30 protein-coding genes are annotated in these 23,980 nt (G+C 41.1%); 15 read left to right on the top strand and 15 right to left on the bottom strand.

Annotation, left to right across the window (positions count from 1 at the left end; translation table 11 throughout):
• Positions 1 to 5: 5 nt before the first annotated feature.
• The gene (locus J9317_RS16285; protein ID WP_431190691.1) at positions 6 to 260 is read right to left on the bottom strand and encodes a DUF1871 family protein; all 255 of its coding nucleotides are present in this window, start codon (positions 258 to 260) and stop codon (positions 6 to 8) included.
• Positions 261 to 346: 86 nt separating this feature from the next.
• On the opposite strand from J9317_RS16285, the gene J9317_RS16290 reads away from it, so the two are divergent.
• Both J9317_RS16290 and J9317_RS16295 read left to right on the top strand, forming a co-directional pair.
• Positions 347 to 1,516, top strand: coding sequence for a MalY/PatB family protein (locus J9317_RS16290; RefSeq protein WP_211560356.1), 1,170 nt, complete (start codon positions 347 to 349; stop codon positions 1,514 to 1,516).
• Positions 1,517 to 1,782: 266 nt separating this feature from the next.
• Complete coding sequence (locus J9317_RS16295) at positions 1,783 to 3,087, top strand: ATP-binding protein (protein WP_211560363.1); 1,305 nt, start codon at positions 1,783 to 1,785, stop codon at positions 3,085 to 3,087.
• Positions 3,088 to 3,135: 48 nt separating this feature from the next.
• Here the strand turns inward: J9317_RS16295 and J9317_RS16300 are convergent, their stop codons facing one another.
• Both J9317_RS16300 and J9317_RS16305 read right to left on the bottom strand, forming a co-directional pair.
• On the bottom strand, positions 3,136 to 3,687 hold the full coding sequence (locus J9317_RS16300) for a superoxide dismutase family protein (RefSeq protein WP_211562448.1): 552 nt from the start codon (positions 3,685 to 3,687) through the stop codon (positions 3,136 to 3,138).
• Between the two features lie 440 nt (positions 3,688 to 4,127).
• The gene (locus J9317_RS16305; RefSeq protein ID WP_211560365.1) at positions 4,128 to 4,316 is read right to left on the bottom strand and encodes a hypothetical protein; all 189 of its coding nucleotides are present in this window, start codon (positions 4,314 to 4,316) and stop codon (positions 4,128 to 4,130) included.
• A 136-nt stretch (positions 4,317 to 4,452) separates the two neighbouring features.
• On the opposite strand from J9317_RS16305, the gene kapB reads away from it, so the two are divergent.
• On the top strand, positions 4,453 to 4,830 hold the full coding sequence (kapB, locus tag J9317_RS16310; protein ID WP_211560367.1) for a kinase-associated lipoprotein KapB: 378 nt from the start codon (positions 4,453 to 4,455) through the stop codon (positions 4,828 to 4,830).
• 40 nt (positions 4,831 to 4,870) lie between these two features.
• Here the strand turns inward: kapB and kapD are convergent, their stop codons facing one another.
• Entirely contained in the window at positions 4,871 to 5,491 is a 621-nt protein-coding gene (gene kapD, locus J9317_RS16315; RefSeq protein ID WP_211560369.1) for a 3'-5' exonuclease KapD, read from the bottom strand.
• A gap of 283 nt (positions 5,492 to 5,774) precedes the next feature.
• Here kapD and J9317_RS16320 point away from each other — a divergent pair, with 283 nt between their 5' ends.
• Positions 5,775 to 7,613 carry a transglycosylase domain-containing protein gene (locus tag J9317_RS16320; RefSeq protein ID WP_347880565.1) on the top strand — a complete coding sequence of 613 codons (1,839 nt, stop codon included), beginning with the start codon at positions 5,775 to 5,777 and terminating at the stop codon, positions 7,611 to 7,613.
• Between the two features lies 1 nt (position 7,614).
• Positions 7,615 to 8,013 (top strand): thiol-disulfide oxidoreductase DCC family protein, encoded by a 399-nt coding sequence (locus tag J9317_RS16325; protein ID WP_211562450.1) that lies wholly within the window; start codon positions 7,615 to 7,617, stop codon positions 8,011 to 8,013.
• 244 nt (positions 8,014 to 8,257) lie between these two features.
• Here the strand turns inward: J9317_RS16325 and J9317_RS16330 are convergent, their stop codons facing one another.
• Both J9317_RS16330 and J9317_RS16335 read right to left on the bottom strand, forming a co-directional pair.
• Positions 8,258 to 8,815, bottom strand: a complete 558-nt coding sequence (locus J9317_RS16330) for a DUF5366 family protein (protein ID WP_211560373.1) — start codon at positions 8,813 to 8,815, stop codon at positions 8,258 to 8,260.
• 80 nt (positions 8,816 to 8,895) lie between these two features.
• The gene (locus J9317_RS16335; RefSeq protein ID WP_211560375.1) at positions 8,896 to 9,132 is read right to left on the bottom strand and encodes a hypothetical protein; all 237 of its coding nucleotides are present in this window, start codon (positions 9,130 to 9,132) and stop codon (positions 8,896 to 8,898) included.
• A 216-nt stretch (positions 9,133 to 9,348) separates the two neighbouring features.
• Here J9317_RS16335 and J9317_RS16340 point away from each other — a divergent pair, with 216 nt between their 5' ends.
• Genes J9317_RS16340 through J9317_RS16375 form a run of 8 tightly spaced genes read left to right on the top strand, consistent with a single transcriptional unit; the run spans position 9,349 to position 15,802 of the window.
• The gene (locus J9317_RS16340) at positions 9,349 to 11,751 is read left to right on the top strand and encodes a Na+/H+ antiporter subunit A (RefSeq protein WP_211560383.1); all 2,403 of its coding nucleotides are present in this window, start codon (positions 9,349 to 9,351) and stop codon (positions 11,749 to 11,751) included.
• Positions 11,748 to 12,185 (top strand): Na(+)/H(+) antiporter subunit B, encoded by a 438-nt coding sequence (locus tag J9317_RS16345; protein WP_211560385.1) that lies wholly within the window; start codon positions 11,748 to 11,750, stop codon positions 12,183 to 12,185. The genes J9317_RS16340 and J9317_RS16345 overlap by 4 nt, the downstream gene beginning before the upstream one ends.
• A complete protein-coding gene (locus tag J9317_RS16350) occupies positions 12,185 to 12,526 on the top strand; it encodes a Na(+)/H(+) antiporter subunit C (protein ID WP_211560387.1) in 342 nt (113 codons plus the stop codon). The genes J9317_RS16345 and J9317_RS16350 overlap by 1 nt, the downstream gene beginning before the upstream one ends.
• Entirely contained in the window at positions 12,519 to 14,000 is a 1,482-nt protein-coding gene (locus J9317_RS16355; RefSeq protein ID WP_211560389.1) for a Na+/H+ antiporter subunit D, read from the top strand. Before J9317_RS16350 ends, J9317_RS16355 begins: the two co-directional genes overlap by 8 nt.
• A gap of 5 nt (positions 14,001 to 14,005) precedes the next feature.
• Positions 14,006 to 14,482, top strand: a complete 477-nt coding sequence (locus J9317_RS16360) for a Na+/H+ antiporter subunit E (protein ID WP_211560391.1) — start codon at positions 14,006 to 14,008, stop codon at positions 14,480 to 14,482.
• A 1-nt stretch (position 14,483) separates the two neighbouring features.
• On the top strand, positions 14,484 to 14,768 hold the full coding sequence (locus J9317_RS16365) for a Na(+)/H(+) antiporter subunit F1 (protein WP_211560393.1): 285 nt from the start codon (positions 14,484 to 14,486) through the stop codon (positions 14,766 to 14,768).
• Complete coding sequence (gene mnhG / locus J9317_RS16370) at positions 14,752 to 15,117, top strand: monovalent cation/H(+) antiporter subunit G (RefSeq protein WP_211562452.1); 366 nt, start codon at positions 14,752 to 14,754, stop codon at positions 15,115 to 15,117. The genes J9317_RS16365 and mnhG overlap by 17 nt, the downstream gene beginning before the upstream one ends.
• Positions 15,107 to 15,802, top strand: coding sequence for a DNA alkylation repair protein (locus tag J9317_RS16375; protein WP_211560400.1), 696 nt, complete (start codon positions 15,107 to 15,109; stop codon positions 15,800 to 15,802). Before mnhG ends, J9317_RS16375 begins: the two co-directional genes overlap by 11 nt.
• Before the next feature lie 87 nt (positions 15,803 to 15,889).
• On the opposite strand, the gene J9317_RS16380 is transcribed toward J9317_RS16375, so the two are convergent.
• The 9 genes from J9317_RS16380 to J9317_RS16420 form a co-directional block, all read right to left on the bottom strand.
• Positions 15,890 to 16,189, bottom strand: a complete 300-nt coding sequence (locus tag J9317_RS16380; protein WP_211560402.1) for a hypothetical protein — start codon at positions 16,187 to 16,189, stop codon at positions 15,890 to 15,892.
• A gap of 209 nt (positions 16,190 to 16,398) precedes the next feature.
• Positions 16,399 to 16,782 carry a PaaI family thioesterase gene (locus J9317_RS16385; protein WP_211560404.1) on the bottom strand — a complete coding sequence of 128 codons (384 nt, stop codon included), beginning with the start codon at positions 16,780 to 16,782 and terminating at the stop codon, positions 16,399 to 16,401.
• A 264-nt stretch (positions 16,783 to 17,046) separates the two neighbouring features.
• Entirely contained in the window at positions 17,047 to 17,718 is a 672-nt protein-coding gene (locus J9317_RS16390; protein WP_211560406.1) for an SIMPL domain-containing protein, read from the bottom strand.
• Positions 17,719 to 17,780: 62 nt separating this feature from the next.
• On the bottom strand, positions 17,781 to 18,422 hold the full coding sequence (locus tag J9317_RS16395; RefSeq protein WP_211560409.1) for a response regulator transcription factor: 642 nt from the start codon (positions 18,420 to 18,422) through the stop codon (positions 17,781 to 17,783).
• 78 nt (positions 18,423 to 18,500) lie between these two features.
• On the bottom strand, positions 18,501 to 20,807 hold the full coding sequence (locus tag J9317_RS16400) for a histidine kinase (RefSeq protein WP_211560411.1): 2,307 nt from the start codon (positions 20,805 to 20,807) through the stop codon (positions 18,501 to 18,503).
• A gap of 29 nt (positions 20,808 to 20,836) precedes the next feature.
• Positions 20,837 to 20,998 carry a competence pheromone ComX gene (comX, locus tag J9317_RS16405; RefSeq protein WP_211560413.1) on the bottom strand — a complete coding sequence of 54 codons (162 nt, stop codon included), beginning with the start codon at positions 20,996 to 20,998 and terminating at the stop codon, positions 20,837 to 20,839.
• Positions 20,999 to 21,020: 22 nt separating this feature from the next.
• Positions 21,021 to 21,935 carry a polyprenyl synthetase family protein gene (locus J9317_RS16410; protein ID WP_211560415.1) on the bottom strand — a complete coding sequence of 305 codons (915 nt, stop codon included), beginning with the start codon at positions 21,933 to 21,935 and terminating at the stop codon, positions 21,021 to 21,023.
• Positions 21,936 to 22,147: 212 nt separating this feature from the next.
• On the bottom strand, positions 22,148 to 22,288 hold the full coding sequence (degQ, locus tag J9317_RS16415) for a degradation enzyme regulation protein DegQ (protein ID WP_035411014.1): 141 nt from the start codon (positions 22,286 to 22,288) through the stop codon (positions 22,148 to 22,150).
• 225 nt (positions 22,289 to 22,513) lie between these two features.
• Complete coding sequence (locus J9317_RS16420; RefSeq protein ID WP_211560416.1) at positions 22,514 to 22,738, bottom strand: hypothetical protein; 225 nt, start codon at positions 22,736 to 22,738, stop codon at positions 22,514 to 22,516.
• 137 nt (positions 22,739 to 22,875) lie between these two features.
• Between J9317_RS16420 and J9317_RS21130 the strand changes: the two genes are divergently transcribed.
• Together J9317_RS21130 and J9317_RS16425 are read left to right on the top strand one after the other, a co-directional pair.
• Complete coding sequence (locus J9317_RS21130; RefSeq protein ID WP_488656180.1) at positions 22,876 to 23,166, top strand: YuzC family spore coat inner layer protein; 291 nt, start codon at positions 22,876 to 22,878, stop codon at positions 23,164 to 23,166.
• Between the two features lie 69 nt (positions 23,167 to 23,235).
• Positions 23,236 to 23,919, top strand: a complete 684-nt coding sequence (locus tag J9317_RS16425) for a TerC family protein (RefSeq protein ID WP_211560419.1) — start codon at positions 23,236 to 23,238, stop codon at positions 23,917 to 23,919.
• The last annotated feature ends 61 nt before the right edge of the window (positions 23,920 to 23,980 follow it).

Genomic DNA, 23,980 nt, shown 5'->3' on the forward strand with positions numbered 1-23,980 from the left:
CTGATTCAGCAGCTTGCCTGTTCTTTGACAGTTAATAATTTACTGGCCATTTGCAAGCATTCCTCCATGGGAATCCATTTTTCGAAGGAATGTTCGTAAATAGTTTGAATCCGTTCCGCAAGCTCGGGCGAATGATCCAATTCATGAACAGCCTGAACAACATCAACGGCTTCGGTCTCGTAAAAACCTTCTCCGCATCCAAATGGATCCCATTTATATAGTATTTCCATCATGATTTCATTTGCAGCTTGTGTTTCCATATTCATCATCACCCGTACCTTATTTTTGCAAATTTATTTTAACACATTTACGATATAAAGAAGAAATCCGTTTAAGAGGTGAAGAAATGAAGCAATTCGATGAAATTGTTGAACGCCGCAAAACCAACTCCGTTAAGTGGGACTTAACAAAAGAAATATTTGGGACATCTGATGTGCTCCCTATGTGGGTAGCCGATATGGATTTTAAAGCCCCCGCAGAAGTTCTAGAAGCGTTAAAGAAAAGAATCGACCATGGAATATTCGGGTATTCTTCCATAGGAGAAAGCACCAAGACTGCGATTGTGGAATGGGCAGAGAAAAGAAATGGCTGGCGGTTTAAAAAAGAGGCGATCCTGTTCAGCCCGGGAGTCGTAACAGCTTTAAGTTTTGCAATCCAAGCCTATTCCGAGCCCGGAGAAAAAGTACTGATTCAATCCCCTGTTTATACACCATTTTTTGACATGGTCAAACGAAACGGACGGGAAATTGTTAATAGCCAGCTCATTCTTGAGGACGGGCGCTATGAAATTGATTTTAACGATCTGGCCAAAAAAATGGATGATCCCCAAGTAAAAATGATGCTTTTATGCAATCCGCACAACCCTGGGGGCAGGTCCTGGAACGCTGACGAATTAATGAAAATAGGCGAATTATGCGCAGAGCATGATGTACTCATGGTCTCAGATGAAATCCATTCTGACCTGATGCTCTTTGGTCATAAGCACGTCCCCTTTGCATCCATCAGCAAAGAATTTTCAGACCATTCCATAACCTGCTTCGCTCCAAGCAAAACGTTCAATCTTGCCGGCCTTCAAGCCTCTGTGATGGTTATCGAAAACGACTCACTGAGAAGAAGAATGGATGAAACGCTTCATCGGCAAGGATTCTTTACCCTCAATGCACTGGGAAGTTTAGGCATGGAGGCTGCATACAGCCATGGCGCAGCCTGGCTGGGCGAACTAAACGCCTACATAGAAAGGAATATGGAATATGCTATTGATTTTCTTAACAGTCAAGTTCCGGGTGTGACTGCAATCAAACCGGATGCCTCCTATCTCTTATGGCTGGATTGCCGGGAACTGGGGCTTGATGACAAAGAAATCAAAAGACGGCTCCTCCATAAAGGAAAGGTGGCTCTGGAGGAAGGAACAAAATACGGTCCTGGCGGAGAGGGATTTGTCAGACTCAACGCGGGCTGTTCCTTTGAAACTTTGAAAGATGGTCTTTCAAGGGTGAAAGCAGCCTTTTCTTCCTAAAGCGGAAGGGCTGTTGAGGGAGAATGGAAAAACCGAAGAACGCTCGCTTTACGAGTGATCTTCGGTTTTTTTTGGCTGATGGAACCTGCGGGGCACATCTGTCACACACCGACCATTTTCGAAAAAATAAAGTTTACTTATACTACTTTTAAACAGAAACTTTTTTCTTGGCACAACGTTGAAAATTCAACATTCGGCACACATAAAAACAACATATATTTTCCAATAATGGTATAATAACACTATCAACGACATAGGAGACCGTAATGGAGAATTTAAAGGATTTAATTTTGCAAGTGACGTTTATCCTGTTCCCCATCTATCTCTATCAGGCCATCTGGCTCAACAGACCCACAGCCACTATACCGAAACCAAATCTTTTTCTGATTTATTTGCTTTGCAGCCTCTCAGCTGTGCTTTGCATGATTTTCCCCATTTACGTGATAGACGGACTTCCCTATGGACTGCATTACATACCTTATTTGGCAGCTGCTTTATACGGAGGACCTATGACTGGCATCTCGGTTGCCTGTACTGCCTTGCTCTATCGCTTATATTCGGGAGGCGATGTCATTTGGATGTCCCTTATCATAACCCCGCTTTTTTTAATTGCTCCTCTCATGCTTCAGTCAAAATGGAATGACTTTAAAATTCATACAAAGCTTGCGCTCGCATTGCTATTCAGCGGAATAAAAACAGCCTTAACCTATCTGACTATTGCGATTCTTACTTTTTTCAAACTGTTTCCATACCCATTAGCTGAAAGTCTGCCTGAAATGCTACTCGCCTTTCTATTATTTACAATTGTGCTCATTCTGACCATCTATTGTATAAACTCTACGAAAGAGAGCGCCTTTCTCCGGGCAAGACTCATTAAATCAGAAAAACTTTCAATCGTCAGCGAGCTTGCAGCGAGCGTTGCCCACGAGGTACGAAATCCGCTGACAGTCGTTAGAGGATTTATTCAGCTCATAGGTACTGACCGCAAAAACATGGATCCTAAAAATGAGGAGTACATTGCCCTCGTTCTATCCGAACTTGACAGAGCACAGGAAATCATAACGGATTACCTCAATCTTGCCAAACAGCAGTACTTTGAGAAAAACAAGCTTTCTTTGAGCACTCTTTTGGAGGAAGTGGTTAAAATTATGACCTCCTATGCCAATTTAAAAAATGTCCATTTCAGAAACAGCATTGCGCCGGATTTATACGTTCATGGAGATTCATCAAGATTAAAGCAGGTTTTTCTAAATCTCCTTAAGAACGCAGTTGAAGCAGTCTCTGAATCGGACGGTGAGGTTAAAATTACGGCTTATTCTTCCCATGATTTTATCAGGATCAAAATTAAAGACAATGGAGTCGGAATGACGGCTGAACAGCTCGCAAGGATTGGCGAGCCGTATTTCACTCTGAAAGAGAAGGGAACGGGACTTGGACTGACCGTTACGTTTTCCATTGTCGAGCAGCATGAAGGAACGCTGCGTTATCAAAGCGAACCGGGTGCAGGAACATCCGCTACCGTTTCGCTGCCGATTTATAAACAAACAGACCCTCCTCTTCCTGCCCCATAAACACGGGGGCTGATTGTAAGTCCTTAAAATAAGCCCTGACTATGGCAGTCAGGGCTTTGCTTCAATATCGATTTCTTTTTTATCTTTACGCATGGCTTCCTTTTCTGTAATCTTTCCGCAAGCGATTCTGGCACCGGATTCGCCAGCAGGCTGAGACATTCCATCATCCTTCGTTTCGGTAATGATGATCGACGTTCCTTCTTTAAAGAGCAGCGAGTTTTTGGTACCCTTTTTTAAAGTGAGCTTCGGACCAAACAATTCAGCCTGTGCTTTCCCATCATTCTCCGCCACAATATTAGGCAGATCTCCAAGGTGTGCGCCTTCCGGATTCAGCAGACCGTGCTGTTTGTTATCAGGATTGTAATGTTCCCCGGCAGAAATAAAATCAGGGCCCTGGCAATCCGGCTTCTGGTGAATATGGAACCCGTGCTCACCCGGCTGAAGACCTTCCAGTACGATATCAAACTTCACGCCCTCCGGCTGTTCAGACAGCTTGATTGTTCCAAGTGAATCTCCGTCTGTATTAAACATTTCGACCCCGATTGAGGTCAGCTGATCCTGACTGCAGCCGCCTGCCAATATCAGAGCTGCTGCGGACATGCCCATCCATTTTCTCAAAACCCGAACCTCCATCCGTAGAGTGAACCTTCCAACAGCGTAAGAGTTTCACTAATTCAGCTGCTGACCGTTTCCTCTCAAGCCTTGCGCGGGTAATACCAGCCGCAAAAGCGGAGTAAAACCCTTTGTAGGCTAGTTTTTTCTTAGGATAAGGGATTTATACAGGTTACAGAGTGCGGATACATATCTCCGTCAAGATTTATTCATCCGTGCTGCCTCTTTATTTAGCCGTTCCTCCCGTTAATTTGGCCGGTCGAGACTGTTATTTAGCCTTACCCTTTTATCTAGTCGATTGAGCTCTTTATTTAGCAGGTTAATACCCCGCCGCAAGTCAGCGGGTGAAGCCCCTTTTCAAACTCGTTCACAGCAGCAAGGTTAGTGTAAACAGTAAAAAAAACGCAGAGCTAAGGCCCATGCGCAAACTATAAATCTTTTCCCTTCAGGTGTTTATAATTCTCATTTACTTCACGTTCTTCCTTTTTTGACAGCTTGATGAAAAAGCGGAATGCCAGAACGGCCAATAGCAGGAAAATGGCCATATGGAAGGCAGCAGGAATATACTCGGTTTTATCTTCAGGAAAATATAAAAACAAGGATAGGACAAAACCCATGTAAGCGGATCCACCTTTCTTGTACAGTCTTGTCTTCACTATACAGCTTTCTGCCGGATTATACCAAGTCCTTTTTTAAGGCCGGCTTTATATGTGGTAAAATGAACAAAAATGAGCGGAATGGGGAATGAGTTGTATGGAATTCCAGCCAGGCGATTATGTAACGGGTATTTACAAAACAGGGAAGTATGCAGGGGTTGTAACAGCAATCCGTCCTATGCATATTCTTGTACAGGTTAAGGCGGTTTTAAAGCATCCGCAGCAGGGAGATTTGCACATGCCTAAGGAGGCGGAGGTCCCCCTCTTTCATGAAAGGCGGGCACTGAGCTTCAACGAACAAACCAATGTGCCGAAAAACATGGTAAAACCGCTGGACGGGGATATTCCGGATTATAAGAAGTCCCTGCGCGAGTCAATTGATCAAATGAGGTCTTCTCTAAATAATGATGACTCTTTATGGGCAAAAAGATCAATGGCCTGCCTTGATCAGCTTGAAAAAGATTATAACCTCTAATTAAACACAAAGCCAAATCACAATGATTAGTGATTTGGCTTTATGTTGCGAACTTGCTTAGAAGCTTGGTGAAATCAACCCGGTCTCCAATTGTTGTGGGATTTGGCTTTTCGAGATATTTTTTATCTTTTTCAATCAGCTTATAAATTTTCATGGTTGTTAATGCATCATCCAGAGCCCGGTGATGCTGCCCCGTTCCTTTCTTTCCATATTCCTCAACGGCCTTCCATAAACCTGTCTGATTTCTGTCCCCGAAAAATTTCTTATATTCCATAGACAAATCGATAAATTCATCATTCTCAAATGGAAAGGCGCAGCGATTTTTTTCACAATTCATTCTCAAAACCTTCATGTCCATGTTTCCCCAGGTTACCACTTTTTTAGGGGAATCCAGCTGCTTAAGAGCTTCAATCAATTTAGAAAATGAAATTCCCTGATCCACCTGGGCCTGAGTGATCCCCAGAAACGATTTGCAGCGTTCTGTAAGACGCTTTCCTTTAACAGGCGTCACAAAGGATGAAAATTCCTGCTCGATTTTTCCGTTTTTAGAAAAGACGAGACCAGCTTCAATGATTTCAGCATAAAAGCCTTTATAGCCCGAATTTCCGTCAGGCATGCTGAATTCGAAATCAATAAACAGCAGAGGTTTCGACCCGTCCATGCTCTTCCTCCTTTCTTTCCTGCATTTTATTACCATTATATCACCGCCCTCCTTAATTTAACTGTATTTTTAGAAAAATTTTAATCGGAAAAGCACACATTTTTCCTGCACGTTTCCCTTGTCTCTGTGCGCAAAAAAATTCTTCTCAGATTTGGAAATCAATGCTAGGATTACATCAGAGCGGCGGCTTCTGAGTCGCTCCCTATAAAAAGCCAATGGCGGGGGTTTTACACCTCTTAAATGAATAAAAAAACGAATGGATCCTAAGTGAAAGAATGTGAAAGTGTTGAGAAAATGGTTCGGATGGGGCTTCATCCTGCTTCTTATCCCTTTATCTTTATCCCTCCTGTTAAGCTCCGGACAGGCTGTTGAAAGTCTGAAGTCCGTCCCCGAGGCCCTTGATGAACGGGTTCCGCTTAAAGAAACTTCTGCATTTATGAACAGTTATATCAAGGACTCTGAAGGAGCGGTAATATCCGAGTTGACCACTGAAGGACAGAATCGGATTTTCGTCCGGGACGCCGATATTCCCCCTCAAATGAAAGAGCTTTTTCTGCAATCAGAGGATAAGCGCTTTTATGAGCATGCCGGTCTTGATTTTGAAGGGACGGCAAGAGCGATGCTCGTAAACGCTAAAAATAAGTCTCTTGACCAGGGCGGCAGCACAATTACCCAGCAGCTTGCCAGAAATCTGTATTTAAACCATGAGCGAACCTATAACCGGAAGCTAAGCGAACTGCTGATTTCGGTCCAGCTGGAGCGGAAATGGTCAAAAGAAAAGATCCTGGAAAGCTATTTAAATACAATCTACTTCCAAAACAGGGTATATGGGGTGGGGGCGGCGGCAGACTATTATTTCAGCAAATCGCTGAAAGCATTGACGACCGCGGAAATGGCCTATTTAGCCTCCATTCCGAATAACCCTTCCTACTATAACCCTTTGAAATATCCTGAAAGGACTAAAAAGAGGCAGGAAAGGCTTTTGCAGCTTCTTGCTGAAACGGGAATGCTGAATTCGGATCAGCTGAAAAATGAGAAAGACCAGCCCATTAAATTAGCCATTAAAAAGAAGGAAGAACTGTATCCTGATTATACGGATTATGTAATGGAAGAACTAAAACAAGCAGTGGCCACCAAGGATAGCCTTGCAGATCCTGAGCAGATAAGCAGGGCTGCCTCCGATCTAATCAAATCCGGCATCGTGATTGAAACGTATTTAAATCCCTTTCTCCAGGAAAGAATTTATAAAGCAAATGAAAAATATTCAGATGACAGCCATCAATCAGCTGCGGTCATCATTGATCACAATAATCATCAAATTGTTGCAATGAGCGGTGGAAACCGCTATAAGAAGCATGAATTTAATAGAGCCTTTCAGGCAAGAAGGCAGCCTGGATCCGCTATTAAGCCGCTTCTTGACTATGTTCCCTATATCGAAAAATCAAAGGCTGGCAAGTTCAGTCTTATTAATGCAGATCGGTTATGCATTAAAACATTCTGTCCTGAAAACTACAGTAAAAAAGAGTATGGCATGGTTACTCTTGAAAAGGCCTTTAGCCAATCCTATAATACCCCTGCCGTAAGAATGCTGAAAGAGGTTGGAATAGAGAAGGCAGCTGCGTATCTTAAGCCTTTTAACTTCAGCGGCAGCATTCCAGCTGATAATTATGCAGCCGCTCTTGGAGGAGTTGAAATAGGTTTCTCTCCTCTTGAACTTGCAAATGCCTATACAGCATTCGGCAATGGAGGACAGTATCAATCCGGAAGAGCCATAAAAAGAATTCTTTCGATGGATGGATCGGTGCTCTTTGAATGGAAGGAATCACCTAAGCAGGTGTGGAGCAAGGAAACGAATACAGTTATGCGGGACTTGCTTGGAGCCGTCGTAAAAAAGGGAACCGGGAAAATAGCGTCCTTTGAAACAAATTATATAGGCGGGAAAACTGGAACAACCAATGACTACAATGATTTATGGTTCTCGGGGTTAACTGATCGCTATACAGCTGCTGTCTGGTTCGGGAAAGACAATAACGGATCGATCGAATCCATTTACAAAAACGGCAGTCTCCTTAAGTATTGGAAAATGATCATGGGCGGTGACCAAGTTGCAGAAGAAAGATAAAATGCACTCCCCTATCATTCTTTTTGACGGAGTCTGCAATTTATGCGAGGGTGTTGTGAAGTTTGTCATTAAGCGGGATAAAGAAGCAGTTTTCAGGTTTGCTTCGCTCCAATCCGAAAACGGACAGGCGCTGCTTAAAAAACATCAGCTAGACCACGAAAATTTTGATTCTTTTGTCCTCGCCTTTGATGAGAACGTGTATGTAAAATCAGAAGCGGCCCTTAAAACCGCAAGCTTTCTCCCGTTTCCCATGAATATGCTGCGTATTATGCTCATCATTCCAAGACCCATAAGAGATGCGGTATATTCCTTCATTGCGCGAAACAGGTACAAATGGTTTGGCAAAAAGGACAGCTGCATGCTTCCCGACTCCTCCGTTAGAAAACGATTTTTAGAATAGTCTCTGATTAAAGCAGAGGGCAAGAGACTTCTTCATGATTGAGTCCCTACGGCGGAGAGTGCTGAGCAGGCTGCGGCCAATTAACGTACGCAGCCGGAGTCCTCAGCTAGCGGAAGGCGCGAGACACCGCAGGCGCAAGGCACAGAGGACGCTCACCTTCCGCAGCGGAAATCAACAACCAAGTTTAACTTAGCTCAAAAATATGAAAAGGCTGTCATATCCAACAGAGGATCGACAGCCTTTTTCAAATCGGCAAGCTATTAATCAGTCCATTATAGAGGCGCAGGAATAAATAAAACAGTCCAAGGGTAAATACAAACCAGAACAGAATATTAAACAAAACCATTCCAATGAGAGACCAGGATGTTACCATAGAGCTTGCCTGATAGATGATAAATACGAAATAGCAAAGGGTCGATAAAAGAAAAACCCCTCCGATTATCCAGCTGAATTGAACGAGAAAGAGCGATATAGCCCCTCCAGCAAGATAGAAGGCCGATCCCGTTCTTATTTTATTCAATGTGACCCCTTCCGCATCCTGTGAGAAAAAAAGAAAGGAGAGCTCGGTTACTGTATTTGCAATCAGTTTGAGAGCGGAAAAAATCATAAAATAAAGAAGAGCAAATAAAGCAAAAAAAGCAATTTTCATTTCACTTTCTGAGAAGAAATCAAGCATACTGTTGTAGATGCCGATTTTTTTCAGCACTTCAGATACGTACATAACAGTGGAAATAGATAAGGAAGTACTAAAGAGCAATAGTGAGATTAATGGAAAATAGCTGGTGAAATAAGTATTTCTCATAAAGTCGTCCCTTCAAGAAGCATTCTTTTTCATTATGCTTAGGAGGGAAATATTTGTAAAGACTCTTTTTAGGATCACCGTTATGGACGTGGAATGACTTTAACGTACTCTCTGGGATTAAAGGATTCAACTTGCATCGGTTCGCGAACATGCCAAACATCATTCGGTCTGTTCATTTCAAGTTCGCTGATTTGCTGTTTTGAAGAAGCAACAAATGGACTTCCATAATATTCATTTGTCTTTAGCTGTACGAACCAAATGAGAGTACACAAAACTGCAAAAATTAACAATCCAGCCAATGCTTTGAATTTCATCATGAAGATCACTCCTTGCTGCTCAGCATCCCACCAAAACTTAGCGTTATGCAAAAAAATCATAATTTGTTATGATTATTATGAGTTCATATGAACCCGAAATAATCTGATAAAATTCTTCATCAGGTTCATACTAGAGAAAAAAGGATAATCTATGAAAATCCTTCTATTTCACAGATCGGTACGTAATCTTAAGACTGCTTAGATTGGAGGCAAAACATGTCATTGCTGCATTTAGCCATTCTTCTTCCTTTTATAATGGCTCTTTTTGTTCCATTGTTTTATAAATGGTTCAAAAATGTACATACTGGGTGGTTCGTGCTTCTCCTTCCGGTCATCCTTTTTATTTATTTCTTCCAATACATAAAACCGGTCAGCAGCGGCTCCAACACATACTCTACCGCGAATTGGATTCCTTCACTCGGAATTCAATTTACAGCCTATGTTGACGGACTTGGCCTTTTATTTGCCCTATTAATTACCGGAATCGGTGCACTTGTAATCCTCTATTCCATTTATTATCTGTCAAGAGCAAAGGAACAGCTTCATACGTTCTATGTATATCTGCTTCTGTTTATGGGCGCGATGCTCGGAATTGTTTTATCAGATAACATGATCGTACTGTATACATTCTGGGAATTAACGAGCCTTTCATCCTTCTTGCTCATTGGTTATTGGCATACTCGTGAAAAATCAAGATACGGTGCTCTTAAATCCATGCTGATTACAGTATTTGGCGGGCTTTGCATGCTGGGCGGCATCATCCTGCTTTATCTTGTGACTAATACATTCAGCATCAGGGAAATGGTCACACAGGCTCCTATTATAATGGACCATCCCTATTTTCTCCCTGCCATGCTGCTGTTTCTTCTAGGGGCTTTTACAAAATCCGCTCAGTTTCCATTTTACATATGGCTGCCTGATGCCATGGAGGCGCCAACTCCTGTCAGTGCGTACCTGCATTCAGCTACAATGGTTAAAGCCGGCATTTATTTGACTGCCAGGTTCACGCCTGTTTTCGGGCTCGCTCCAGAGTGGTTTTGGCTTGTAACAGGAATCGGAATCATTACCCTTGCCTGGGGTTCATTCCAAGCTATTAAACAGACTGATTTGAAAGCCATTCTTGCCTTTTCAACCGTCAGCCAGCTCGGTTTGATCATGTCCCTATTGGGTGCCGGCTCGGCTTCGCTTCATTTTGAGTCCTTGGATAATAACATGTTTTCTGCGGCAGTGGTGGCGGCGATCTTTCATTTGATCAACCATGCAACCTTTAAAGGGAGCTTATTTATGGCAGCCGGGATTGTGGATCATGAAACAGGCACAAGAGATATCCGCAGGCTTGGCGGTTTAATGAGCTTTATGCCGATCACTTTTACAATTGCTGTTATAGGAGCCTTTTCAATGGCAGGTCTTCCGCCATTCAATGGATTCCTGAGCAAAGAAATGTTTTTTACCAGTATGATTAAGCTTTTAGAATTTGATTTATTCAATGTAGAAACATGGGGCATTTTATTTCCCGTTTTAGCCTGGATCGCAAGTGTTTTCACATTCATCTACAGTATGATTATTGTGTTCAAGACGTTTACTGGAAAATATCAGCCGGAAAAATTAGATAAGGTACCACATGAAGCACCTCTTGGAATGCTTTTATCTCCGATTATTCTCGCGTCACTTGTAGTTTTATTCGGTATCTTTCCCAATGTGCTGTCTTTCAGCATTATTGAACCGGCAACAGCCTCCATCCTTCCATATTTATTGGAGGACGGGGAAAAGTTTCATGTTCATATCTCACACTGGCACGGGTTCAGCCCTGAGCTCTTTATGACACTCGGCGTCATTGCTCTTGGTACCCTTTTATACATAGGATTAGCCAAGTGGAGGAAGGTATACAGACTGTTACCGGAAAAGCTCACGCTGAATAAAGCCTACGATGCATCATTGAGAGGCTTGGATAAAGGATCTCTGAGAGTTCAAGAGCTTTATATGACCGGTTTTCTTCGGGACTATCTTGGTTACATTTTTGCATTTTTCGTTTTAATGACAGGATGGGCTCTGTTCGCTAACTCGGCATTTTCGTTTCAAATAGACGGCAATGCACCTATTGGTGTGTACGAATTCGTTTTGGCAGCAGTCATGGTTGCGGGTACTGTAACCGTTTTGTTTGCCAAATCAAGACTGACATCTATCATTGCCCTTGGATCAGTCGGCTACGGCGTAGCGCTGTTCTTCGTATTTTTCCGGGCACCTGACCTTGCATTAACACAGCTCGTAATCGAAACGGTTTCTGTGGCATTATTTCTGCTTTGCTTTTACTACCTTCCAGAACTGCAGAAGCGGGAAAAGCTTCCTTTTAAGCTGACAAACTTCCTGATTTCACTTGGAGTTGGAACGGTTGTCACACTTATTGCCCTTTCTGCAAACAGCCAGAGGGTTTCAGAAACCATCTCTTCCTATTTTATTGAAAATAGCTACAAAGAGGCTGGCGGCAAAAACATGGTCAATGTCATTCTAGTAGATTTCAGGGGCTTTGATACTCTGTTTGAAATAACTGTCCTGGGCATAGCCGCTCTTGGAATTTTTGCGATGGTAAAGCTGCGCCTGTCTAAGGAGGAAGAGTCATGAAGCGAACCAATTTGAAGACAAATGACCTGATATTGCAGACTGTCGTGAAAGTCGTCTTTTTTATCATTTTCATCTATTCCGTATACATATTTTTCGCTGGCCACTATACACCAGGAGGAGGATTTGTCGGAGGCCTCATGACTTCCTCTGCAATTGTCCTTTTGCTTTTGGCCTATGATGTGAAAACTGTCGCTTCAGTCATTCCGGTTAATTTTCTTAAAGTCGCAGCGGCTGGCCTGCTTGTCGCACTTGGGACAGGGCTTGCTTCCTTCTTATATGGAGTTCCGTTTTTGACACATGCGCATGGACCTGTTCATCTTCCTGTTTTCGGAGAGGTCGAGGTCGCCTCTGCAACGGCTTTTGACCTTGGAGTATATATGGTTGTTGTGGGCGTTACCATGACCATCATTCAAACGATTGGAGAGACTGAATAATGGAAGTGATGATGTCGATTGTATGCGGAATTTTATTTATGGCCGCCACTTATTTAATGCTCTCAAAGAGTTTGCTGAGGATCATTATTGGGACAGGGCTGCTCAGTCATGGTGCTCATTTGCTGATTTTAACGATGGGCGGGCTTAAAGGCGGGGCTGCCCCGCTTCTTGGGGAAAAAGCAAAATCGTACGTTGATCCGCTGCCGCAGGCACTGATCCTGACCGCCATTGTGATCAGTTTCGGAGTGACGGCCTTTATGCTCGTTCTTGCCTACCGGTCTTATCAGGAGCTTGGCACGGATGACATGGATCACATGAGAGGAACTGATTCACATGAGTAACAACCTTGTCATGATGCCGTTGATTTTCCCCTTAATAGGAGGCATTCTATTAATTTTCTTTAATAAAAAGCCGATAGTACAAAGAATTCTGAGCACTATTTTTTCCATAGCGGCTCTAGCCGTATCCTGCATTCTTGTTTGGACGGTTCACCAAAACGGAATTCAGATTGTGGAAATTGGAGGATGGGCACCGCCGTATGGCATTACCTTTGTTGCGGACATGTATGCCAGTCTGCTTGTCCTGACCACTAGTATTATAGGATTAACAGGGGTTTTGTATTCTTTCCGTACAGTTGGAAAAGAGCGGGAGTACTTTTTTTACTATCCTGCCGTACAGTTTTTACTTGCGGGAGTTACTGGGGCTTTTCTGACCGGAGATATATTTAACCTGTTTGTTTTTTTTGAGGTCCTGTTAATGGCTTCGTATGTTTTAATGGTTTTAGGCGGCACCAAAAGACAGCTCCGGGAATCCATAAAATACATTGCGGTAAATGTTTTCTCCTCCGCTCTATTCGTCATTACGGTAGCATTTCTTTATGCCGTTACAGGCACCCTTAATATGGCGGATTTGAGTGTGAAAATAAGCGAAAGCGGACAAACGGGATTACTGACCGTAATTGCAATATTATTTCTCATCGTGTTTGGGATGAAAGGCGCCATTTTCCCTCTGTACATCTGGATGCCCGGTTCCTATCAGGCCCCGCCCGCAGCGGTATCAGCCCTATTCGGGGCGCTGCTTACGAAAGTCGGAGTGTATGCAATTACGAGAGTATACACACTGATTTTTATTCATGATAAAGCCTTTACCCATGGAATTTTGGCATGGCTTGCTGCCCTCACAATCCTGTTCGGGGTTATCGGAGCAGTAGCCTATTGGGATGTTAAAAAAATTGTCATCTACAATATTATTACGGCTGTAGGAGTTATTCTTTTCGGGGTAGCTGCGGCTAACCCGGCAGGAATTGAGGGTTCAATTTACTATTTGCTTCACGATATGATTATCAAGGGTGCTCTGTTCTTCCTTGCTGGAATAATGATTAGTATTACCGGAACCTCTGATCTAAAGAAAATGGGAGGGCTGATAGGGAACTATCCGCTCGCCGGATGGATGTTCTTCCTGTCAGCCATTGCACTTGCTGGCATTCCTCCGCTAAGCGGATTTATCGGGAAGCTGAAAGTCATTCAAGGCGGTTTTGAGGCCGGTGAATATGCGATATCGTTTGTCGTTCTATTATCCAGTCTGCTCGTCCTCTATTCGGTTATGAAAATATTTATCAATGGCTTTTGGGGCGAAACAAAGCCCATTCAAGGGAATCCTTCCGTAAAAGGAATGGTGTATCCAGCAGTCATTCTGGTGGCGCTGTCTGCAGCATTCGGACTCGGAACAGAATTCATTGCCCCTTTTATTACACAGGCATCTGAGACTTTATTGGATCCATCTATTTATATTGAAGCCGTTTTAAAGGAGCAGTGATGTAAATGGCTTTTCAGTTATTGCTGAATGTCTTTATTGCATTTTTGTGGATGTTTCTTCAGAATACATACACACTGGTTACTTTTGCAGTTGGATTTCTCTTCGGACTGCTGATTATTTTTGGAATGAGGCGTTTTTTTTCAACCCGGTTTTACCTTTACAATGTAATGGCAGTCTTTACTCTTCTTTCTATTTTTATGAAAGAGCTAATCATGGCGAATGTCTCAGTGTTAAAAATCATCCTTACTCCAAAGCTGAAACTCACTCCAGGAATATTCGCATATGAAACCGAGCTTACAAAAGCCTGGGAAATCACCGTCCTGTCTAATCTGATTACCTTAACACCAGGAACACTCGTAGTAGAGATTTCAGAAGACAACAAAATTCTTTACATTCATGCTATGGATATAAGCAATGAAGAAGATGCAAGAAAAGATATCCGGGATTCATTTGAAAAAGCGATCAAGGAGGTGAGCCGGTAATATGTTCGACGCAATAATGAAGCTGTCTTTACTAATTCTGGCTGTCTCCACTCTCTTTTATTTTTACCGCCTTGTGAAAGGCCCGACAGTTCCTGACCGGGTCGTGGCCCTTGATGCAATTGGTATTAACCTGATCGGACTGACAGGGGTCACCTCAGTCATGCTGAAAACAAGTGCCTTTTTAGATGTAATCCTATTGCTTGGGATTCTTGCATTTATCGGCACGGTGGCATTCTCCAAGTTCCTTGAGAAAGGAGAAATCATTGAAAATGACCGTAATCAGTGAATGGATCATTGGCACTCTTATCCTTCTCGGTGCTCTGCTTTGTCTGATTGCCTCCATCGGTGTGCTGAGGCTGCCCGACGTTTACACCCGGAATCATGCAGCATCGAAAGGCGCAACCCTTGGTGTCATGAGTCTGCTGCTCGGAGTCTTTCTATACTTTCTCCTAATCCAGGGACATTTCAATTCAAGAGTACTGCTTGGAATTGTATTTGTATTTATTACTTCACCCGTTGCAGGCCATCTGATCATGCGGGCTGCTTTCAACACTAAAATTCCATTATGGGAAAATAGTGTTCAAAATGATTTGCAGAAGAAAAGGGATTCGGAGAAGAAATTTAATGAAAACTGATTACGCCGAGGGTCTTATTGAACTGATGAAGGTTCATGCCGATTCAGGAAATAATGCAGCAATGGAAGCATATATGAAAAATCAATTTTCGTTTCTCGGCATCAAGGCTCCTGAAAGAAAAAGACTCCTTACACAATATGCAGCGGAAAACGGTTGGCCTGAAACGAACAGCGAATTAAAAGTTATTGTTCATAGGCTGTTTTTATCTCCCTATAGGGAATGTGTATATGCAGGACTCGATTTGCTTATCAAAAAGAAGAAACTTCTGAAGAACAGCGATTTGGATTTTGTAATGGAATTAATCGTTACGAAGCCATGGTGGGATACAGTCGATCTTCTTGCTTCGCATATTGCCGGATACCTAATTGAACAGAATCCTTGTTTAGCATCTCAACCGGATGGCTGGATTAAACATGAATCGATGTGGGTGAAACGCACTGCCCTTCTATATCAGCTCAAGTACAAAGAAAAGACGAATAAAGCAAAGCTTGCTGAATATATTTGCAGCATGTCTGATTCTAATGAGTTTTTCATTCAAAAAGCAATCGGCTGGGCTCTAAGGGAATATTCTAAGACCGAACCTGACTGGGTAATCACATTTACCTCTGCCGAAGAACTAAAACCCTTAAGCAAACGGGAAGCATTGAAATATGTAAATAGAAGAATAGAAAAAGGAGCAGAGTAAACCCTGCTCCTTTTTTGTTGGCATTGGATTTGGATAAATAAAAGAACCTGTACATTGCCTCATTAGAAACTTTGGTTAAACATAACTTTATCTAAACTCTATACGGCAGCCTCCTCTCGTTTTCTCGCCTTTAAGATTAATGGTATGCATGCTGCTGCCTGCCTCCGATGAAAACGTCCCCTGGCTGCTCTCTTTAAAGGTTTCTTTCCAGATCATTCGTTTACGTTCGCTCCATTCAATGGTCAGCTCTCCTTCCTCCACCACTACATCGTATACAATCATCATCTTTTTCCCCTTTTTGAATACAAAATGATAATAGTCAACACCTGTATACTTCTTATAGGAAACTTCTAATTTTTTTCCAAAATGTTTATAAAAATAGCCCACTTTATAGACTCTATGGAATTTGATATATTTCCTTAGCATAAAGCCAATGACTAGAATGAATATTAATGATATCCAATTTGAGTCCAATTTTTTCATCCCTTCTCATGATTCTCAAATTCCCCTAACGTTTTCTTATCCCTCTTGCGCTATTATTAAACAAAACGGTTCACGTAAATAAAAAGGAGCAGAATCAATTCTGCTCCTTCCGTTTATTTCTTTTTGATGACGGCCATCGTACATCTTGAGATGCAGATTAGCTGTCCTTCTTCGTCTGTTATTTTAATGTCCCACACCATCGTCGATTTCCCTTTGTGAAAAGGAACCGCCCGTGCAGTGACAAATCCGTCTTTTTTGGAACGGATGTGATTGGCATTAATCTCAAGCCCTACACAAATCTCCGTATCCTGGTCAATGAAGTGGAAAGCCCCTATGCTTGCTGCTGTTTCAGCTAGTGCAACAGATGCACCGCCATGCAAAATGCCGAACGGCTGTCTTGTTCTCTCATTAACAGGCATAACCGCTATAACACCTTGATCAGAAACCTCCTTTATTTCAATCCCTAAGGTTTCAATCATTGTATTCGTGATATCCATTCATACCCCTCCCCTGTACTCATCCCATCTTTATCATAATAACGCTTCTTGCGCTGAAATGTCTTTTTATTTTTTTAAAATGTTTGCAACAAAACAAAAATAAACAGCCAATAAAAACAATGCGGGTATAACCGCCAAGATATTCATTTCATCCCCCTAATATGATTCTTTCATGATACATGAATATCATCATAAGGGATGAATATCATGGCAATATTGAGAATTTGTTTATTTTTTGTAAAGTTCTGTTATTTATAGGCCTTTCTACCCGTAACGATAGTGAACCAGTACTTCAGCAGTAACCGTTAAGGAACCTGGAAAAACAGGAGTTGGAGCTGAGGCTGCCATTAAAGCTGTGCCCTCTCTCTCAAAGGGAACAAACCCTTTTGACACTTCTACTACTTTTATCGGTGTAGACTGAAGAGATACCTGGTAGCTTTGAGCAAGTACAACCGCCTTTTCATATCCCTGTTTTACGGCGTCTCTTAATGCAGCTTCCACATAAGGCTTTGTGTTTTCAAGTTTAAACTGAACCCTGTCAACCCGGTTCACCCCATTATTAACAGCAGTATCAACAATCGCTCCAATTTGATCAAGCCGCTCCGTTTTAACAGAGAGCAAATTAACGACTTCGTACCCTTCAAGCGTTTGTTTCCCGTCCTGAAAGGAGTACTTAGGAGAGATATTATACGATATCGTCTGGACATTTTCTTTATCAATTCCCAGTCTGTATAGAGCATTAACGGCTTTTTCTAACCGGACCTTGTTCTCATCCTGCGCCGATTTTACATCCTGTGATTCTGTAACGATTCCGAGCTGAATAATTGCTGTATCAGGACTTGCTTCCGCACTGCCCTGTCCGGTCACTTCCATTAAATATTCTTTTCGGTCCCTCGCCTGGCCGCCTGAAACAGGCATATATCCTCCGTATTGCATGCACTCACATCCTATTAGAGAATTTCTTCTAACTATATGTGAGAAGCAAACGGTAATTGCCCTTAATCAATAATTGATTCAGACTTTGCAATTAAAACAGCCTCGGTTCTTGAGCCTACATTAAGTTTATTAAAAATAGAAGTCAGGCTATATTCAATGGAGCGCTTGCTTAAATGGAGGTTATCAGCAATTTCCTGATTGGTATGCCCCTTCTCGACCTCCTGCAAAATCGCTTTCTCCCTCTCATTCAGACAGTCCGTCTCAAGAACCTGCTCGGAATTCTTGATTTTCTGCTGAGATAGCAAGCTTTGCAGGTAACCATAAGGAAGAATGATTTCACCTTTGATCGCGTGACGAATATATGCCAAAATCTTTTCTTTGGACTCAGCTTTATTGATTGCCCCATGGATCCCCATGCGAATTGCTTCTTCAAAATAATCTTCCACTTCATACCCTGTATAAAGAATGATCTTGCAATCCGATTTTTGCTCAACAATCCCTCTGGATAATTCCATCCCATTTGCATCGCCTAAATTCAAATCCATTAAAACCACATCAAAAGCGGAGAAATCCATCTGCTCAACTGCCTCGAGTGTAAAAGGAGGATTCATAAAATCAACCGTTACCTCAGGATCCTTTTCTAAGATGGCTTTCGTACCCTCCCGGACTGCCGGGTGATCATCTACTACTAAAATATGTATCATAGCCCTCCTACCTCTCCATGAAGCTAGTCCTATTGTATAAAAAAGACTTGGCATTCGCCAAGTCTTTAATTGAAAAAGTTATATTTCAATTACTGCTTTAAATCCATGTCCTCTGGAAGTCTCAATTGTGAGCGTGCCTTTTAACGCTTTTACACGCTCGGTTATACCGGAAAGTCCCATACTTTCGGAACTATAGCTAATCTCATTTTGATCGAAGCCAATTCCGTCATCCTCATAATGCAGAACAATTTTATCCTTAATGCAAACAAGCATGATTAGGACATTGCTCGCATGTGAGTGCTTATTCGCATTCGTAAGCAGCTCCTGAATAATCCTATATAAGTTCAGCTGCACATCCAAATCCGTATTAGGCTGGAACTTCCCAGCATTCATCCGGATCTCAAAATCTGCAATTTCTTTATATTGTGTGACAAGTTTATTCAGAGCCTTTACCAGGCCTAAATCATACAGCAGCTGCGGACGAAGCTCCTGACACGTTTCTCTAGTCGTTTTAATAATCTTGGTCATATTCTCATTCATATCCTCAAGCTGATCCTTCAAATCGGCTGGGGCAGCCTCAAGCTCCACAAGCGCGACTTCGCACTGCCTCTTTAAAGAAATCAAATCCTGCAAAACCGAATCATGCAAATCCTTCGCCAGGTTCGACCGCTGTTTTTCTTCTATTGAAAAGAAGAGTTTTGTCAGCCAGGAAGGATTTGTTCCTTCTTTTTGAACGGTCTCCAAATGGTTCATGAGTTCTTCAATCTTTAAGAAGTTCTCAAGGGACACGTTAGTATAAAAGGAAAGTGCTTTGAGCCATGAGATTTCATCTCTGGTTAGTTTTGGAGTATTGATGGATGAGAGGCAGAGAAGTACGTAATTTCGATTGTCTGTTTCACCAATATTTATTAAAAAACCACGGTCGACTTCTTTTATTTTTCCAATTTCAGATATTACATTAACGCATTCATTCTTATAAAAATCAATATCATCTAAATTAGGATTAACATCTTTTGCTATTACCTTATTGTCTTTGCTAACTTCAAGAAAAAATGCTTTATTAACCAATAGCACGTCTGTAATAGTTCTTTTAAGTTCTGTTATTACCTGGTTTAGATTGCTTGCTTTTCTTAATTCACTTGTATATTTAAATATGCTATCCTGATAATTATATTTTTCTGAAAACCTTTTAAGCTTAAATCTAAAGTCAAAAATTTCCTTGAGATAAAATACAACTAACATAATTAAATAAATAAAAATAGATAATTGTATTGGATAAAAGACACTTGTTTTGTTATCTAAAGTAAGGGCTACAAAAACTGTTATCAATGTAGGCAAAATAGCTAAAAGGCCATAGTACCTAAAACGTCCTAGGAGAAATTCTATGTCGTAAATTTTTGTAGCTAAAAATTGATATACAAGAGAAAACGGTATTAGAAGCAAAAAAGAAGCTAGTGCAGCCGGTGGGAAAATATGTTTGTTAAAGATTACAAAAGGCAAGATATATAATATTAAGAAAGGTGAAAACGCAAGCACATTAGTTATAATCAAGACTTTCACAAAATATTTCTGTTCGGAAAGTTTTACTTTCCTTAATCCTATTATTTTAAGGGTAAATATTAATATAAATAAAGTAAGGAAAGAAACTAAATTTAATGCCTTGACCTCAGTATAAGTAGCGTATACATAAGTATTTGTAATATTTCTAAATACGTCTATTGAGACATTTATAAAAAGTATTCCATAAGCTAAGTATACAAATCTTTTATTAAATAACTCTACGCCAATTTCCTTAAAGTAGTGGTATATAAATTGGAGATAAGTAACAGGAACTAACAGAAATAAAGAGACATTAGTAAATCGCCCAAATAAATCTCCCCTGGACGAACCACCCGTACTTAAATATGCCATTGATATCGCGAACAAGAACCAGATGAGTATAGAAGCAGATTGCAGGTTCATTTTTCTATTTGATTTGTAAATAAAATAACTGCAAAACATACATAGTAGAAACAGCGTAAAAGGAATGACAATTAAAAATAAATTTTGATAATACAGAACAGATTCTGATACCTTTAAATTAATTTCTTCAGAACCTCTTTTAATTTTAAGAGATTCAAGTTGTTCAAGTAAGCCATATTTAGCCGTTTGAGAATGGAGTTGAGGATCTTTTCCATTAATTTCAAGGACAAGATCCCCAGGCATTAAATTTTTTTCAGACCATGTTTTTGGCTCTACTTCACTAACATAAAATTCACCATTACTTTTTGGAATTGCAGCAGCCCCAATATAAGGGAATTTCACAGTTATATAAGAGAAATATATGACTAAAATACAACTAATAATTAAAGTTATATAGTAGGTCTTTTTGTTGTTGAAAACCATAAAAACATCCCTTGTAGTTTATTGCAAGATCAATACCAGAACATGTTGACAGTTCGGCCGGCGTCAATCAGCCCCTCTAACAATCCTTTTAAATCATCTAATTTATCTAATCCTAAAATGCTGGCCTCTCCATTAACAACTTTTTCAAGAACCTCTGGATTCTCTACTAAATAGTTTACGATTTCTTGCATTCTTTTTCATCTCCTAAATGGCTTATTTTATCAAATGAGATTTTAATATCTCAATTCGATCAGTTGTTAATGGCAGGTTATTCATAGCTGTAGTCGCTTTTTGGATGGCTATCTGCTTCATCACATTTAAGTAATGTGTTACACCTGATTTAAGCAGTACCTCTTTATACGTCTTCATGTCGCCATATTGTTTTTCAAAAGTTTTACCACTCTCAATAAATTCAAGTAATTCCTTAGATGTTTCATTAAATTGTCTTTTTATATATAAAAGTGCAAGTGTATTTTTCTGAGCAGACAGATCACTTTTATGTAGTTGAAATAAGTCACGAAAATCATTCTCAGTCTGAGCTGCAATGCCAATCTGCACCGCATACTCATGGACTACAGGAATCTCACTTCCATATGAATACATGGTTCCTATCATGGAGGCCATCGCGATGAGGGAACCAGACTTGCGTTTCATCATTTCTAAACATGCTTCTTCTGTATCCGCAGATCCGGTCAAATCTTCGTGCTGCCCCGTCATTGCGTTAATAGAATAGTTATTTACTAAAGGAATCAGCAAACCGCTGCGGTCCGTTTCAGCTATCATCTGAAGACTGATCGTATAGATAAGCGTTGAAAGATTCAGGGCTTCTCCAGGAGGAATCTGCATCCATGGCTCAGAAAAATTATCCTGGTCTTCCAAATCATCAAAAATATCAAATGACAGCGCATAAAGTTCAACTGCGGCCGCAAGTTTATGCAAATCCTCAATGAACTGTTCAGACCGCCCTTGTTCTGCCGCAAATAACATCCCATGGATATAGGTCAAGTTTCCAAAAAAGGCCTGATCCTTCGTGCCGATAAACGACAAAATTCGATCCCGGGCTGCGGTATTTTTCACTTTGGAGGTTACCGATTGCGCAGATGCCTTTATTACTGCGTCGAAGTTCAAGTGTAATTGGTCACTAATTGCAATCACCCCTTTAAAAGTAATATTACTATATATGCATTTTTTTTAATAGATAATTATAAAATATTTACATTAATATAAAGAGATTCACATAATTTCAATAAAAAAAACAGCCTCTATTTGATGAGGCTGCTTTCTGTTTCATCCTATTATATGTTCTGTATGCAAAGAAAAAAGCTCTTTATGTAAGAGCCTTAAGAAACCTTTACATATGCGTATTTGTCATACTTATCAATGCTTTTGTTAATGGATTGCAAGGATTGTTTGGTTTCACGAATTTCCTTTTCCAGCTGGTGAAGAATCTGTGTCAGTTCTTCAATCTTATGTTGTGTCATCGCTTCCACACTCCTTCTTTTAGATCAGGCTGGCGAATGGGAAGCCACTAGCCTTTGTTAACTTAATTGTATAGGAGTGTAGACCGTTTGTAACCGAAAATAAGGCGAAATTCTCAGTGCGTGATACCGCAAACCTTTCAATAGTCCATTGTGTTTATATTTACGTGATTTTCAGTCGTGTTTATTATCCTATAAACCTGGGCTATTAGAGTCTGAATACTCATTTTATCCGCCTTTTCTGGATAAATGGTCCTCGATTAAATTCTCCGCAAGTATTTCGGCTCTCGAACGAACTGCGGCTAATTCAGCAGGACCTTTGTATCTTACAATTAAATCTACAATATTGTTATCTGAGCAAACAAATTCTGCTTCGACCGCATTTCCTTCGTGATGGAATACAAAGATAAATACCAGCTTACTCTCCAATTCAAAGATTTTCGGTTCGAGCAAAACCTACCCCTCCCAAAATTTGTCTTATTAGAGAAATTCGCCTCTGTTTTCAGAAACCCTTTCTTTTAACAGAAAAAGGACAAATCTCATAAACCCTGGACATATAGTTTAAGGATATGGATAGGAGGTGATTGTACTTGCCCAGCCCGCCGTTCAGTTCAAGCTATATTGAGATATTCCGCTTAAGTGCAAGAGAAGCCGCTTCACTTTTCGGTGATATGCAAAAAGTGCTTATCACGATATCCTCTTCCCCTCAATATGCATACCGCATCAAAAAGAGCGCAGAATTATCGAATACAAAGGAAGTAAGAAGGTTAATACGCCAGTCTGGGTTAGTTTCACCATTCGAGGTCACTTATACTCCTGATGGGATTAACATTTTATTGTTGAAAACTCATGGTCATCTTACTGCTTCCCTAAGATGGTAGCCCGCAATTAGCAAATTACGGTCAGCATATTAGGGGCGGATTGGACCAAAATAAGTGCGAGGTGGTTACATGGAGATTTTTACTGCAGATTTTTTAGCTTCACTTCTTTCCATTGTAGTCATTGACCTTGTCCTGGCAGGGGATAATGCGATTTTAATTGGACTCGCTGCAAGGAATTTGCCTGCAGGGCAGCGAAAAAAAGTGATTCTGTGGGGAACGGCAGGAGCGATTATCATCAGGGCAGTTGCCACTTTTGCATTCGTATACCTGCTAAAAATTCCAGGATTGCTATTAGCAGGAGGACTTATCCTTTTATGGATTGCATATAGGCTGCTTACCGATGATAAGGAGCATGATGTGAAAGGCGGAACGAGCACCATGTCCGCTATCCGCACGATCATTATTGCGGATGCTGTAATGGGACTTGATAATGTTCTTGCTGTTGCCGGAGCTGCACACGGCAGTTTTTTGCTTGTAACACTTGGTCTTCTCATTTCGATTCCGATTGTTGTTTGGGGAAGCACAATTATCTTGAAATTTATCGATCGATTCCCGGTTATCATTGTCATCGGTGCAGCGATTCTCGCTTGGACCGCAGCAAAGATGATTGTAAAGGAGCCCTTCCTTAAACCTTATTTTAGGGAAGAATGGCTTACTTATACATTTGAATTAGCAGTCATTGTCCTCGTTACTGGTATCGGGTATTACCGCAAAAAATCCCGAAGCCGACGAAGAGTGATTGAACAAAATTAAAACAAGGGCGCCGTCAGGCAGCCCTTGTTTAGTTAGTTGATGAGTTTTTCACTTCATATAA

It is taken from the genome of Metabacillus flavus, assembly GCF_018283675.1.
In the GTDB taxonomy this organism is placed as follows: domain Bacteria; phylum Bacillota; class Bacilli; order Bacillales; family Bacillaceae; genus Metabacillus_B; species Metabacillus_B flavus.